The sequence below is a fragment of the Micromonospora sp. ATLC20 genome (assembly GCF_057196585.1).
The window spans coordinates 1-12,908 of record NZ_JBXUOV010000169.1; the positions used below are offsets into that span (position 1 = coordinate 1).

Annotated in this window: 13 protein-coding genes; 8 read left to right on the plus strand and 5 right to left on the minus strand. The window is 72.0% G+C overall.

The window, feature by feature from the left end; translation table 11 throughout:
* Window positions 1–250: 250 nt before the first annotated feature.
* Window positions 251–766, minus strand: coding sequence for a MaoC family dehydratase (locus AC2CHG_RS25440; RefSeq protein WP_120571765.1), 516 nt, complete (start codon window positions 764–766; stop codon window positions 251–253).
* A 547-nt stretch (window positions 767–1,313) separates the two neighbouring features.
* Here AC2CHG_RS25440 and trxA point away from each other — a divergent pair.
* From trxA to AC2CHG_RS25460, 4 genes are all read left to right on the plus strand, one after another.
* The gene (trxA, locus tag AC2CHG_RS25445) at window positions 1,314–1,676 is read left to right on the plus strand and encodes a thioredoxin (protein WP_135243197.1); all 363 of its coding nucleotides are present in this window, start codon (window positions 1,314–1,316) and stop codon (window positions 1,674–1,676) included.
* Window positions 1,677–1,783: 107 nt separating this feature from the next.
* Window positions 1,784–3,829, plus strand: a complete 2,046-nt coding sequence (locus tag AC2CHG_RS25450) for an intein-containing Rv2578c family radical SAM protein (RefSeq protein WP_262012656.1) — start codon at window positions 1,784–1,786, stop codon at window positions 3,827–3,829.
* A 37-nt stretch (window positions 3,830–3,866) separates the two neighbouring features.
* Window positions 3,867–4,289 (plus strand): CoA-binding protein, encoded by a 423-nt coding sequence (locus AC2CHG_RS25455; protein ID WP_357207784.1) that lies wholly within the window; start codon window positions 3,867–3,869, stop codon window positions 4,287–4,289.
* 31 nt (window positions 4,290–4,320) lie between these two features.
* Window positions 4,321–5,067, plus strand: coding sequence for a hypothetical protein (locus AC2CHG_RS25460; protein ID WP_262012658.1), 747 nt, complete (start codon window positions 4,321–4,323; stop codon window positions 5,065–5,067).
* A 3-nt stretch (window positions 5,068–5,070) separates the two neighbouring features.
* Here the strand turns inward: AC2CHG_RS25460 and AC2CHG_RS25465 are convergent, their stop codons facing one another.
* Window positions 5,071–6,267 carry an acyl-CoA dehydrogenase family protein gene (locus tag AC2CHG_RS25465; RefSeq protein ID WP_073825580.1) on the minus strand — a complete coding sequence of 399 codons (1,197 nt, stop codon included), beginning with the start codon at window positions 6,265–6,267 and terminating at the stop codon, window positions 5,071–5,073.
* A 173-nt stretch (window positions 6,268–6,440) separates the two neighbouring features.
* On the opposite strand from AC2CHG_RS25465, the gene AC2CHG_RS25470 reads away from it, so the two are divergent.
* Entirely contained in the window at window positions 6,441–6,842 is a 402-nt protein-coding gene (locus AC2CHG_RS25470) for a DUF4190 domain-containing protein (protein WP_262012659.1), read from the plus strand.
* Between the two features lie 4 nt (window positions 6,843–6,846).
* Here the strand turns inward: AC2CHG_RS25470 and AC2CHG_RS25475 are convergent, their stop codons facing one another.
* On the minus strand, window positions 6,847–7,737 hold the full coding sequence (locus AC2CHG_RS25475; RefSeq protein WP_184977396.1) for an SDR family NAD(P)-dependent oxidoreductase: 891 nt from the start codon (window positions 7,735–7,737) through the stop codon (window positions 6,847–6,849).
* A 116-nt stretch (window positions 7,738–7,853) separates the two neighbouring features.
* Between AC2CHG_RS25475 and AC2CHG_RS25480 the strand changes: the two genes are divergently transcribed.
* Window positions 7,854–8,378, plus strand: coding sequence for a DUF4190 domain-containing protein (locus tag AC2CHG_RS25480; RefSeq protein ID WP_484525738.1), 525 nt, complete (start codon window positions 7,854–7,856; stop codon window positions 8,376–8,378).
* 43 nt (window positions 8,379–8,421) lie between these two features.
* Here the strand turns inward: AC2CHG_RS25480 and AC2CHG_RS25485 are convergent, their stop codons facing one another.
* The gene (locus AC2CHG_RS25485; protein WP_135243191.1) at window positions 8,422–9,378 is read right to left on the minus strand and encodes an HpcH/HpaI aldolase/citrate lyase family protein; all 957 of its coding nucleotides are present in this window, start codon (window positions 9,376–9,378) and stop codon (window positions 8,422–8,424) included.
* A gap of 124 nt (window positions 9,379–9,502) precedes the next feature.
* On the opposite strand from AC2CHG_RS25485, the gene AC2CHG_RS25490 reads away from it, so the two are divergent.
* Both AC2CHG_RS25490 and AC2CHG_RS25495 read left to right on the plus strand, forming a co-directional pair.
* Window positions 9,503–10,327, plus strand: coding sequence for an SDR family NAD(P)-dependent oxidoreductase (locus AC2CHG_RS25490; protein ID WP_269696076.1), 825 nt, complete (start codon window positions 9,503–9,505; stop codon window positions 10,325–10,327).
* Between the two features lie 17 nt (window positions 10,328–10,344).
* A complete protein-coding gene (locus AC2CHG_RS25495) occupies window positions 10,345–10,632 on the plus strand; it encodes a hypothetical protein (protein WP_262012662.1) in 288 nt (95 codons plus the stop codon).
* Between the two features lie 2 nt (window positions 10,633–10,634).
* On the opposite strand, the gene AC2CHG_RS25500 is transcribed toward AC2CHG_RS25495, so the two are convergent.
* A complete protein-coding gene (locus tag AC2CHG_RS25500; RefSeq protein WP_484525739.1) occupies window positions 10,635–12,767 on the minus strand; it encodes an APC family permease in 2,133 nt (710 codons plus the stop codon).
* Window positions 12,768–12,908: the final 141 nt, after the last annotated feature.

The following is a 12,908-nucleotide window of genomic DNA, read 5'->3' on the forward strand; positions in this document are numbered from 1 at the left end:
GCGGCCGGCCGGGGCCGGGTGCGGCGGCGGCGACGAGGACGCGGCCCGGCAGGTCGGTCAGCAGGTCCCACTCCGCAGCGGAGTAGGCGGCGGTGGTGAGCGGTGCGGCGCGGCGACCGGCGGAAGGCGGCTCTCCGGCTACGGAGTGGCTCATGGGCACCTCCAGCCCGAGCATAAGCCCCCGGACGAGGTCCGGGCCCCGTCCCCGCCGAACGGAGAACGAGGCCCGGTGGCCGGACGGAACGCGAGGTCAGCGCGGCTCGGGGAAGCTGGGGCGCTCCGGGTCGACGCCGTCCGGGACGGCGGCTGCCGCGTACTCCTGCTTGGGGACCATGACCTTGCGGCGGAACACGCAGACGAGCGTGCCGTCCTGGTTGTAGCCGCGGGTCTCGACCGCGACCACGCCGCGGTCGGGCTTCGAGGCCGACTCCCGCTTGTCCAGCACCGTCGTCTCGCCGTAGATGGTGTCGCCGTGGAACGTCGGCGCGACGTGCCGCAGCGACTCGATCTCCAGGTTGGCGATCGCCTTGCCGCTGACGTCCGGTACGGACATGCCCAGCAGCAGCGAGTAGATGTAGTTGCCGACCACCACGTTGCGCTTGAACTGCGAGGCGGACTCGGCGTAGTGCGCGTCCATGTGCAGCGGATGGTGGTTCATGGTGAGCAGGCAGAAGAGGTGGTCGTCGTACTCGGTGACCGTCTTGCCCGGCCAGTGCCGGTAGACCGCGCCGACCTCGAACTCCTCGTAGTAGCGGCCGAACTGCATCCTTGTCCCCTTCACGGGCGGCGATGGAGTTCGGCACAGCATGCCTTATCGCTTGTTAAGGCGAGGGGCGGGGCGCTCGCCCGGCGGAAATGTCACACCGGGGGCCACCGAGGTCCGGACGCAATGAGCGGCGGGGCCCTCCCCGGCACCCGCCGCCCACGCTCTGATGCGAAGAATTCTGCCGTACGACTACCCGTCGCCGACAGAGACGGAGGTCACATTTATCTTTTCGTAACACTACTCAAAGTAACCGACACGAGGTCGGTAAGCGATCTCCGCAGGCCGGATAGATGCTTGTCAAGCCCAAAGTTACCGATACGTAGCCGCAACTGAGCGTGATCTCCTTGGAAACGCTCCCATCACGTCCCGTCACGCAAGTGCGGCGTGCATTTGCGTTCCGCACGAACGGAGCGAACAGATGGTGTTCGATGTGCCCAGGGTCACCGTCCGGGCGCTCAGCGTTTCGTCACCCGCGCGACGGGAATTCGGACGGACTGACCCTGGTTCCACCGGACGTACGACAATCCGCGGTGATCGGAGAGAGCAAATGGCAACGGTTGAGCTGACCACGGCCAACTTTGACGAGGTGACCGGGCGCGACGGGATCGTCCTGCTCGACTTCTGGGCGGACTGGTGCGGCCCGTGCAAGCGCTTCGCCCCGGTCTACGAGCGCTCCTCGGAGAAGCACCCGGAGATCGCCTTCGGCAAGGTCGACACCGAGGCGCAGCAGGAGCTGGCGGCCAAGTTCAACATCAGCTCCATCCCGACGATCATGGCGATCCGTGACGGTGTGATCGTCTTCGCCCAGCCGGGCGCGCTGCCGGAGTCGGCGCTGGAGAACCTCATCGAGCAGGTCCAGGCGCTGGACATGGACGACGTCCGCAAGAAGCTGGCCGAGCACAACCACTGACGTTCCGCACGCCGCCGGCCGGTGCCCTACGGGGTGCCGGCCGGCGGCGTGCCCCGTGCCGGCGCGGCTCGCTTGCGCAATGTTCGAACACGTGTTCGAATGACTCCATGCGCTGGGACAACCTCTCCGCTCCCCCGGACGAGGGGACTCCCGATCGGGCGGCGCCGGCGGCTCCACCCCTGCCGCTGGCGCTGCCCGGCGCCGTAACCCGCACGTTCGACACCCCCGACTTCGCCGGCATGACCTTCTACGAGGTCCACGCCAAGTCGATCATCAACCGGGTGCCCGGCCAGTCACGCGTGCCGTTCGAGTGGACGATCAACCCCTACCGGGGCTGCTCGCACGCCTGCGTCTACTGCCTGGGCGGCGACACACCGATCCTGATGGCCGACGGCCGCACCAGGGCGATCAGCGAGCTGGAGCCCGGCGACCGGATCTACGGCACCCGGCGCAGCGGCGCCTACCGCCACTACGTCGTCACCACAGTGCTCGACAAGTGGTCGACGGTGAAGCGGGCCTACCGGATCACCCTCGCCGACGGCACCACGCTCGTCGCCAGCGGCGACCACCGGTTCCTCACCGAACGCGGCTGGAAGCACGTCACCGGGACCATGCGCGGCGGCGGACGCCGTCCGCACCTGACCACCCGCAACCGCCTGCTCGGCACCGGCGGGTTCGTGGTGGCACCGAAGCGCTCGGCCGACTACCGCCGGGGTTACCTGCACGCCCTGGTCCGCGACGACGACCCCGCCGGTCACCGGCGCGACACCCGGTTCCGGCTGGCCACCGCCGAGGCGGAGGCGCTGGACCGGGCCGAGCACTACCTGACCGACGCAGGCGTCACCGTCGAGCGGGCCACCGTCGCCCGGGTGGGCCGCCGGGCGACGACCACAGTGGTACGCACAGCCGGCCCGGCCGACGTCGTCACCGGGCTGTTCACGCCACCCGACGAAGCGACGGACGACTGGGCACTGGGCTACCTGGCCGGCATGTTCGACGCCGTCGGCACCTGTCACCGGGGCGTGTTCCGGATCAGCGTCGCCGACGACGAGAGCCGGGCCCGCGCGGCCGGCGCGCTGGACCGGTTCGGCTTCCGGTGGGCGCTCGACGTGCCGGGCGCACCGGGTGCGGCGCGTCAGCTCCGGCTGACCGGCGGGCTGCCGGAGCGGCTGCGCTTCTTCCACCTCACCGACCCGGCCGTCACCGCCCGTCGCTCGATCGAGGGCATGGCGCTCAAGTGCGCGGCGCGACTCCAGGTGACCGCCGTCGAAGACCTCGGCCTGGAGCTTCCGCTTTGGGACATCACCACCGGCACCGGCGACTTCATCGCCAACGGCGTGGTCAGCCACAACTGCTTCGCCCGCAACACCCACACCTACCTCGACCTGGACCCGGGCGCCGACTTCGACCGCAAGGTGATCGTCAAGGTCAACGCGGGCGAGCTGGTCCGCCGCGAGCTGGCCGCCCCACGCTGGCGCGGCGCGCACGTCGCGATGGGCACCAACGTGGACTGTTACCAGCGGGCCGAGGGCCGCTACCGCCTGATGCCGCCGATCATCGAGGCGCTGCGGGACTTCGCGAACCCGTTTTCCATCCTGACCAAGGGCACGCTGCTGCTGCGCGACCTGCCGCTGCTGCGCCAGGCCGCCGAGGTGACCCGGGTCGGTGTGTCGTACTCGGTGGGGTTCGTCGACGAGGCGCTCTGGCGGGCGGCCGAGCCTGGTACGCCGAGCCCGCGCCGCCGCCTCGACGCGGTCCGCACCCTCACCGACGCCGGCTTCTCCGTCGGCGTACTGATGGCGCCGATCCTGCCCGGCCTCAGCGACGACGAGGAGTCCATCGACGCCACGGTCGCGGCAATCGCCGCCTCCGGCGCGGCAGGCGTGACGCCGCTGCCGCTGCACCTGCGGCCCGGCGCCCGGGAGTGGTACGCCCGCTGGCTGGCCCGGGAGTTCCCCCACCTGGTGCCCCGCTACCGGCAGCTCTACCAGGCCGGCTCGTACGCGCCGCAGGCGTACCAGCGGGAGGTGACAGCGCGGGTGCGGATGGCGGCACGCCGGCACGGGCTGCACCGCGGCGAGACCGGCGACAATCGCCGGCTGCCCGAGACCCCGCCGCCCGCACCGGCCGCCGAGCAGCTCTCCCTGCTCTAGCGGGGAGAACCCGCACCGGCGGGGCTAGTCTCGGGGGATGCGTTCCGCACAGCAGATCCTCGCCGACTCCGCCGTGATCGCCGTCGTGGGCGCCTCCCGCGACCCGGGCAAGGCCGCGCACCGCGTACCGCTGGAGATGCAACGGCACGGCTGGCGGATCATCCCGGTCAACCCGACAGTGGACGAGTTGTTCGGCGAGAAGGCGTACCCGACGCTCGCCGACATCCCGCACCCGGTCGACCTGGTCGACGTGTTCCGCCCGGCCCGCGACGCGGTCGACGTGGTCCGGCAGGCGGTGGCGATCGGTGCCCCGGCGGTGTGGTTGCAGCTCGGGATCTACTCGGACGAGGCGCGCCGGATCGCCGAGGAGGCCGGCCTCGACTACGTCGAGGACAAGTGCCTCATCGTCGAGCGGGCCGCCGCCGGCCTGACCCGTACATCCGGCGGCACGTCAGCCTGACGACGCGGCACGCGGCGCGTACCCTTCGGGCATGTCCGGTCCCGGCCCGATGGCGGCTGCGGCGGTGCCCGGCCGCGACGGGCTCTGGTCCCGCAGGCTGCTCGCGCTCCTGGCCGGTGCGGCGGCGGCCGCGGTGAGCGGCCGGGTTCTCCTCGCGCTGGACCCGTCGGACCTCAGCGCGATTCGTGGCACGGTGTGGCTGGTGGGCCTGGTGCACCTGGCGCAGCGGTACTGGCGGCCACGGCGGACCGGCCGGCTGGTCTGGCGACCCCGGGTAGCCGGGCCGCACGGCGCCGAACCGGGGCTGATGGCCCGGCGGTCGGCGGCGGGATGGCTGGGGCTGACCGCGGACGTGGCGCTCGGCCTCGTGGTGGTGCTCGGCGGGTTCTCGTTCCTGACCGAGCGCTGGCCGCAGGTCGAGCCGTGGCGACCGCTGGTGCTGGGCGCCGTGGCCCTCGGCCTGGGCTGGGTCGTCCACAGCGAGGTGCGGTTCACCGGCCGGCTGGCGTTGACCGGCGGCGGACTCCGGTACGACGGGGACTGGTATCCGTGGTCCGGGATCCGTGGCGCGCAGCGGTCCGGCGAGCGTGGCGGCGGTGTGCACCTCCGCCTGGAACCGGAACGGCTGCCCCGGCCGCTGATCGGCGGGCGCGACCTGGCCGTGCCGGACGAGCGGCTGATCGCCGCGATCGAGCGGTTCCGGACCACGCCGGAGACGCTGGCGGTGGGGTTGCCGGTGGCTCCCCCGGAACCGGCCTCCGGCGTGGCGGAACGGTGATCCTTACTGCTTGTACTGCTTGAGCAGGCCGCGCGAGATGATCGTCTTCTGGATCTCCGAGGTGCCCTCGCCGATGAGCAGGAACGGCGCCTCGCGCATCAGGCGCTCGATCTCGTACTCCTTTGAGTAGCCGTAGCCGCCGTGGATCCGGAACGCCTCCTGGACCACCTCGGCGCAGTACTCGGACGCGAGCAGCTTCGCCATGCCCGCCTCGACGTCGTTGCGCTGGCCGGCGTCCTTGAGCCGGGCCGCGTTGACCATGAGCGCGTGCGCGGCCTCGATCTTCGTACCCATCTCGGCGAGCTTGAACGCGACGGCCTGGTGCTTGGCGAGCGGCTGGCCGAAGGTGTGGCGCTGCTGGGCGTACGCGACCGCGAGTTCGAACGCCCGGATCGAGATGCCGCAGGCGCGGGCGGCGACGTTGACCCGGCCGACCTCGATGCCGTCCATCATCTGGTAGAAGCCGCGGCCGACCTTCTCCTCGCCGCCGAGGACGGCGGAGGCGGGCACCGTGACGCCGTCGAGCACCATCTCGGTGGTCTCGACGCCCTTGTAGCCCATCTTGTCGATCTTGCCGGGGATGGTGAGGCCGGGCGCGGTCTCGCCGAAGCCGGGCTCCTTCTCCAGCAGGAAGGTGCTCATGTTGCCGTAGACCGAGTCGGCTCCGGTGTCGGTCTTGACCAGGGTGGCGACCACCGAGGAGTACGCCCCGTTGGTGAGCCACATCTTCTGGCCGTTGAGGACGTAGTTGTCGCCGTCGCGCACGGCCTTCGACTTGATCGCCGAGACGTCGGAACCGCACTCCGGCTCCGACATCGAGAACGCGCCGCGTACCTCGCCGGTGGCCATCCGGGGCAGCAGCCGGGCCTTCTGGTCCGCGGAGCCGTGCTGCGAGATCAGGTACGCCACGATGAAGTGGGTGTTGACGATGCCGGAGATCGACATCCAGCCCCGGGACAGCTCCTCGACCACCAGCGCGTAGGTCAGCAGGGACTCGCCCAGGCCGCCGTACTCCTCGTCGATGGTGAGGCCGAACAGCCCCATCTCGCGCATGCCGTCGAGGATGTCGCTCGGGTACTCGTCGGCGTGCTCCAGCCGCTGCGCGTGCGGGATGATCTCCTTGTCGGCGAACTCCCGGACGGTTTCCAGGATCGACCGCTGCACGTCGGTCAGTCCGGGTGTCTGGGCGAGTCGGGCCATCTCAGCCTCCGGGGTCGGCGCCTTACTCATGGGTAACTGAACGCTCGGTCAGTATCGGCCCCGGGACCGGCCGCGCCAAGGTGACCAGTCCACACAACCGCTGTGAAAAGGTTCACCGCTACGGGTAGCGTCCGCAAGTAAGAGGGCCGTTGACCTGGGGGGAAGGGGCGCTTGTGACAGACGAGCAGCCACCGTCGCCGTACGAGCCGCCGTCGCACGGCCAGCCGTACGGGCAGCCGCAGTACGGCCAGCAGCACCCGCAGTACGGCCACCAGCCCCCGTACGCCCCGCAGCCGCCCTACGGCCAGTACGGGCCACCCGGCCAGGGGCCGGGACCCCGTGGCACGAACGTGCTCGCCATCCTGTCGCTCGTCTTCGCGTTCGTCTTCGCGCCCGCCGGCATCGTCTGCGGCCACCTGGCCAAGCGGCAGATCCGGCAGACCGGCGAGGACGGCGACCAGCTCGCCACCTGGGGCCTGGTTCTCAGCTACATCTTCACCGCGATCGGCCTGCTGGTCTGCTGCGGCTGGATCGGGCTGGCGATCTGGGCCAACTCCGACAACAGCACCTACTGACGCCTCAGCGGAACTGCGCCTCCCGGACGCTGTTGCCACCGTCGACCACAAGCATCTGCCCGGTGATGTACGACGCGGCCGGCGAGCAGAGGAACGCGATCGCCGCGGCCACCTCGTCCGGCGTGCCGGGACGACCGACCGGCGTACCGAGGCCCTGCTTGATCTCGGCCATGGTGGACGCCGCGGTGTGGATGATGCCCGGCGCGACCGCGTTCACAGTCACCCCGTCGGCGATCATCTCCATCGCCAGCGCCCGGGTCAGCCCGACCACGCCGGCCTTGGCCGCCGCGTAGGCCGCCTCGGTGGGCAGCGCGTTCACCGGCCCGGCGGTGGCGGCCAGGTTGACGATCCGGCCCCAGCCCCGCTCGGCCATGCCGCCGATGAACGCGCGGCTGCACAGGAACGCGGTGGTCAGGTTGCGGTCGATCTCGCCGCGCCACTCGTCGTACGTCAGCTGCGCCACCGGCCGCAGCACCTCCGGGCTGGCCCGGCTCGCCAGGCCCGCGTTGTTCACCAGCACCTCGACGTCGCCGAGCTGCTCGGCCACCGCGTCGGCGAGCGCGCCCACCTCCGACTCGTCGGTGAGGTCCGCGACGAAACCGGTGACGCCCAGCTCGCCCGCGCGTTCGTGGATGCGCCTCGTGGTGGACACGATCGCCACCCGGGCGCCCAGGTCGGACAGCCGGCGCGCGGTCGCGTACCCGATGCCGTCCGGGCTGCCCGCGCCGGTCACCAGCGCGACCCGGCCGTCCAGGCGCATGGTGGCCGGTTCCGGCAGCGGCGCCGGCCGTTCGGAGTCGGCGGCGCCGACCGGCTCGCCGGCGCGCGGGCGCCGCACCGACCCCGGCCGGCTCATGTCCCGTCGCGACCGACCCCCACGCGCGTCAAGTGCCATGCCGAGGATCCTGCCCGGTGCCGACCCCACGGGCAACGCGGTGGCCGGAAAGGGGGCGTCCGTGTCGCGCATGGGATGGCTACCCTGAGCGCGACCACGTACCTGGAGATGATCAGATGACCTATCCCCCACCGTCCGGTGGCTGGCAGGATCCCTTGGCGGCCGGGCAGCAGTCGAGCCCGCCGGGCGTGCCGGGTCAGCCGGGCCCGGCCGACCCGTACGCGCAGGCCGACCCGTACGCGCCGGTCGCGGACCCGTACGCGGGCGCGAAGTCGCCCTACGCCCCGCCCGGCGGCGAGCAGTACGCGGCGCCGATGCCCGGCTATCCGGGTGCCTATCCCCCGCCCGGCGCCTATCCCGGTTATGCGATGCCGGCGTCCCGCACGAACACGCTCGCCATCGTGGCGCTGGTGCTGTCGCTCGTCGGCTTCACCTCGTGCATCACCGCACCGATCGGCGCGATCATGGGCCACGTCGCCCGTAAGCAGATCCGGGAGACCGGTGAGCAGGGCGAGGGCATGGCGAAGGCCGCCATCATCGTCGGCTGGATCCTGACCGCCCTGCTGGTCGCCTTCATCATCTTCTACATCGTGATGATCGTGATCGCGATCGGCGCCAGCAGCACGAGCAGCAGTTACTGACGCGATCGGGCCGCCCCCGGCGTGGAGGCGGCCCGGCGCGCGGTCAGGACGCGGGCGGCGTGAACGTGGACGTGCGGGACATGCCGGCGGCGCGGCCCTTCGCGGCGATCACCAGCGCCATCTTGCGGGACGCCTCGTCGATCATCTCGTCGCCGAGCATCACCGCGCCGAGCTTCCCGCCGGCCTCCGAGGTGTAGTAGTCGTACGCGTCGAGGATCAGCTCGGCGTGGTCGTAGTCGGCCTGCGCCGGGGAGTAGACCTCGTTCGCGGCGTCGATCTGGCCGGGGTGCAGCACCCACTTGCCGTCGAAGCCCAGCGCCGCCGAGCGCTTCGCCACCTCGCGGAACGCGTCCACGTCCCGGATCTGCAGGAACGGGCCGTCGATGGCCTGCTTGTCGTGCATCCGCGCGGCCATCAGGATGCGCATCAGGATGTAGTGGTACGGGTCGCCCGGGTAGTCCGGGATCAGCGCGCCGACCACGAGCGACTTCATGTTGATCGAGGCCATGAAGTCGGCCGGGCCGAAGATGATCGTCTCGACCCGGGGCGAGGCGCCGGCGATGGCGTCCACGTTCACCAGCCCGGCCGCGTTCTCGATCTGCGCCTCGATGCCGATCCGGCCCACTTCCAGGCCGAGCGTCTTCTCGATCTGGGTGAGCAGCAGGTCCAGCCAGTGCACCTGCTCGGCGTTCTGCACCTTCGGCAGCATGATGCAGTCCAGGTTCGCCCCGGCGCCCTCGACCACCTCGATGACGTCCCGGTAGGTCCACGGCGTGGTCAGGTCGTTCACCCGGACCACGCGGGTCTTGCCCGTCCAGTCGCCCTCGTTCAGCGCGGCCACGATGTTCTTGCGCGCGTCCGGCTTGGCGAGCGGGGCGACCGCGTCCTCCAGGTCCAGGAAGACCTGGTCGGCGGGAAGGCCCTGGGCCTTGCCGAGCATTTTGACGCTGGAGCCGGGCACCGCCAGGCAGGATCGGCGGGGACGACCGACAGCGGTCATGGATGCGCTCCTTCCAGCGTCCGGCGCGGGTGCCGGCGCAGCGGTGGATTTCGAGAACTTAACGATCCCAAAGGGCGTGGTGACGCCACGGTAACCTCGTGCCGTGACCGGGGTGAATGGACCTGTGGAAGATCTCACTGAGCGTCGGATCGTCGTGCTGACCGGGGCCAGCTCCGGCATCGGCCTGGCCGCCGCCGAGGAGCTGGCGCGCCGCGGTGACCAGGTGGTGCTGGTCGGCCGCGACCCGGCCCGGCTGCGCGCCGCGGGCGAGCGGGTCCGCGAGTGCTGCGGCGAGCAGCCGGAGCTGTTCCGCGCCGACTTCGCGGTGCTCGACGACGTACGCGGGCTCGCCGAACGGCTGCGCGAGCGGTACGACCGGATCGACGTGCTCGCCAACAACGCGGGCGCGATCGTGCTGGAGCCGATCACCACGGTCGACGGTTTCGAGCTGAGCATGCAGGCCAACCACCTCGCCCCGTTCCTGCTCAGCAATCTGCTGCGAGACCGGATCGGGCGGATGGTGGTCACCGCCTCGGACGCGCACCGCAGCGGCGTACTGGACCCGGACGACCTCAATTCCGCGCTGCGCTCGTACCGGCCGTTCCGCGCGTACGGCACCAGCAAGCAGGCGAACATCCTGTTCACCGCCGAGGCCGCGCGGCGCTGGCCGGAGGTGCCGGCGCACGCGTTCCACCCCGGCGTGGTGCGGACCCGCTTCGGCAACGAGAGCCGGATCGTGGCGCTCGGCATGCGGCTGCTGCCGTTCCGCAGCCCGGAGAAGGGCGCGGAGACGCTGGTGTGGCTGGCCTGCCAGGATCCGTCCCGGCTGACCGACGGCGGCTACTACGCCGACCGCAAGCCGCACCGGCCCCGGCCCAAGGCGGCCGATCCGGCGCTGGCCGCCCGGCTCTGGACGGCCAGCGCGAAGGCCGTCGGGCTCGACGCCTGACGACACCGAGGGGACACATGACCACGGAGCAAGAGGTCCTGCTGGTCGCGCTCGTCGACCTGAGCGCCGACGTGGACGCCGGGCGGCGCTACGAGGACGCGGTGCTGGCGCTGCTCGGCCGGCACGGCGGCGAGTTGGAACGGCGGCTGCGCACCGGCGACGGGGAGACCGAGGTGCACGTCATCCGGTTCGCCGCCCGCGCCGGGCTGGACGCGTTCCTTGTCGACCCGGAGCGCGTCGCGTTGCGCACCGAGCTGGGCGACGCCGCGCCCGCCACCCGGGTGCTGGAGGTACGCGACGTCTGAGGTCACGACACGTGCACCGGGACGCTCGTGACCACCACGCCGGGCAGCGCGCGCAACGCGACCCGTAGCCGCTGCTCGGCGCGGCTGTGCAGCAGCCGGTACCGCCGCCGGCGCAGCACCACCTCCGGCACGATCACGGTGAGCGTCAGGTCCGGGTTCGCGGCGTGCAGCGCCTCCAGGTAGTGCGCCAGCGGCCCGATCACCGACCGGTACGGCGACACGATCGTCTCCAGCCGCAGGTGGTCTCCCCAGGCCCGCCACTGTTCCCGGAACCGGTCCGCCTCGGCCTCCTCGGGAGCGAGGTGCACGGCGAGCGTCGGCCGCCCGAGTGACGTCGCGTACGCCAGCGCGCGCAGCGACGCCCGGTTCAGCCGGGCCACCGGCACGATCACCAGGTGGCGTACCTGCTGGGGCAGTTCGTCGCACTCGGCGGGTGGCGCGGACGGCGGCGGATGCAGCGCCAGCGCGCGGTGCAGCCGGTCGTAGTGCCTGTGGATCCGGCGGAACAGCAGCACCAGCAGCGGCACGGCGAGCACCACCACCCAGGCGCCCTCGGTGAACTTGGCGACCGCCGCGGTCAGCAGCACCAGCCCGGACAGCGCCGCGCCGACCGCGTTGAGCGCGAGCCGGCGCCGCCACCCCGCTCCCCGGCGGCGGCGCCAGTGCACCACCATCCCGGTCTGGGACAGCGTGAAGGCGAGGAAGACGCCCACCGCGTAGAGCGGGATCAGCCGCTCGGTGTGCCCGCCGAACGCGACGAACACGACCGCTGCGGTCAGCGCCAGCGCCACCAGCCCGTTGCTGAACGCCAGCCGGTCGCCCATGTGCAGGAAACGGCGCGGCGCGTGCCCGTCCCGGGCCATGAAGAACAGCAGCCGGGGGAAGTCGTTGAACGCCGTGTTCGCGGCGAGCAGCAGGATCAGCGCGGTGGTGGCCTGGAGGATCGCGTACCAGGGTCCGCTCGGGAACGTGACCCGGCCGAGCTGGGACAGCAGCGTCTCGTCCGCCCGGGGCACCAGTCCGTCGAGGTGGATCAGCCCGATCAGGCCCGCGAACAGCGTCACCAGCATGGCGACCATCCAGCCGAGCGTGGTGCGGGCGTTGCGCCACTCGGTCGGGCGGAACGCGGGCACCGCGTTGGAGACCGCCTCGATGCCGGTCATCGACACCGCGCCGGAGGAGAAGGCCCGCAGCACCAGCAGCAGGCCCAGGCCCTCGGCGGCGGGCACCGAGGGCGGCGGCAGCGGCGCGAAACCCCGCGAGGCGGCCTTCGCGTACCCGATCGCCAGCACCGCGACAAGCACCACCACGAACGCGTACGTGGGCAGCACGAAGATGTTCCCCGCGGTGCGGACGCCGCGCAGGTTCCCGGCGAGCAGCACGACGATCACCAGCACCCCGAGCGGCACCGCCCACGGATCGAGCCCTGGTAGCGCCGAGGTGACCGCGTGCACCCCGGCCGCCACCGACACGGACACGGTCAGCACGTAGTCGAGCATCAGCCCGGCCGCGGCGGCGAGGCCCGGCGTACGCCCGAGGTTGTCCCCCGCGACGATGTACGAGCCGGCACCGTGCGGGTAGGCCGGGATGGTCTGCCGGTAGGAGAGGCCGACGGCGATCATCAGCAGCACCAGTACGGCGGCGAGCGGCAGGGCCAATCCGAGCGCGGCGCTCCCGGCCAGCACCAGCACCGCGAGCATCGCCTCCGGCCCGTACGCCACGGAACTGAGCAGGTCCGACGAGAGCACCGGCAGCGCGACGAGTTTGCGCATCCGCTCGTACAGCACCGACGCGCTGGACAGCGGCGGCCCGAGCAGCGCCCGGCGGGTCCGGGCGGCGGCCCGGCCGGTCCGGTCGCCGGGCAGGTCGGCCGCACCGGTGGCGACCAGCTCGTCCGGCTGCGCCACGGTGAACATGTCGATCGGCGCGAGCCGCCCGAACCGGGTCGGCGCCGGGTGGTGGTCGTGCCGTCCCAGCGTCGGGTCGACCGGCAGGTCGTCGGCGCGGCGCGGGCCGCGCCAGCGCTCGCCGATCCGGCCGAGCGCCGCGCGTTCCTCGTCGCCGAGCGGCGGGAACTCGGCCGAGGGCGTGACGACGGTGCCCGTCTCCGCCGCGTCGTCCCGGTCCGCCCCCACTCTGAGCACTTTCGTGCAAACCGGACGGCCCGGTGGCCGGAACGGCGCGACTTCGCCCCGACCGGCTCAGTCGAGCGGGGTGCCGGGTCGCCGCGCCGGCGCTGCGTCGCCGAGCGGGGTCGGGTCGGCGGGGGCCGCGAC

Excerpts from the sequence above, each read along its gene's own strand:
- trxA (WP_135243197.1), top strand. The coding sequence starts at position 1,314 with ATGGCAACGGTTGAGCTGACCACGGCCAACTTTGACGAGGTGACCGGG.
- AC2CHG_RS25480 (WP_484525738.1), top strand. The coding sequence starts at position 7,854 with ATGACCTATCCCCCACCGTCCGGTGGCTGGCAGGATCCCTTGGCGGCC.
- AC2CHG_RS25455 (WP_357207784.1), top strand. The coding sequence starts at position 3,867 with ATGCGTTCCGCACAGCAGATCCTCGCCGACTCCGCCGTGATCGCCGTC.
- AC2CHG_RS25440 (WP_120571765.1), bottom strand. The coding sequence starts at position 766 with ATGCAGTTCGGCCGCTACTACGAGGAGTTCGAGGTCGGCGCGGTCTAC.
- AC2CHG_RS25495 (WP_262012662.1), top strand. The coding sequence starts at position 10,345 with ATGACCACGGAGCAAGAGGTCCTGCTGGTCGCGCTCGTCGACCTGAGC.
- AC2CHG_RS25450 (WP_262012656.1), top strand. The coding sequence starts at position 1,784 with ATGCGCTGGGACAACCTCTCCGCTCCCCCGGACGAGGGGACTCCCGAT.
- AC2CHG_RS25485 (WP_135243191.1), bottom strand. The coding sequence starts at position 9,378 with ATGACCGCTGTCGGTCGTCCCCGCCGATCCTGCCTGGCGGTGCCCGGC.
- AC2CHG_RS25460 (WP_262012658.1), top strand. The coding sequence starts at position 4,321 with ATGTCCGGTCCCGGCCCGATGGCGGCTGCGGCGGTGCCCGGCCGCGAC.
- AC2CHG_RS25475 (WP_184977396.1), bottom strand. The coding sequence starts at position 7,737 with ATGGCACTTGACGCGCGTGGGGGTCGGTCGCGACGGGACATGAGCCGG.
- AC2CHG_RS25465 (WP_073825580.1), bottom strand. The coding sequence starts at position 6,267 with ATGGCCCGACTCGCCCAGACACCCGGACTGACCGACGTGCAGCGGTCG.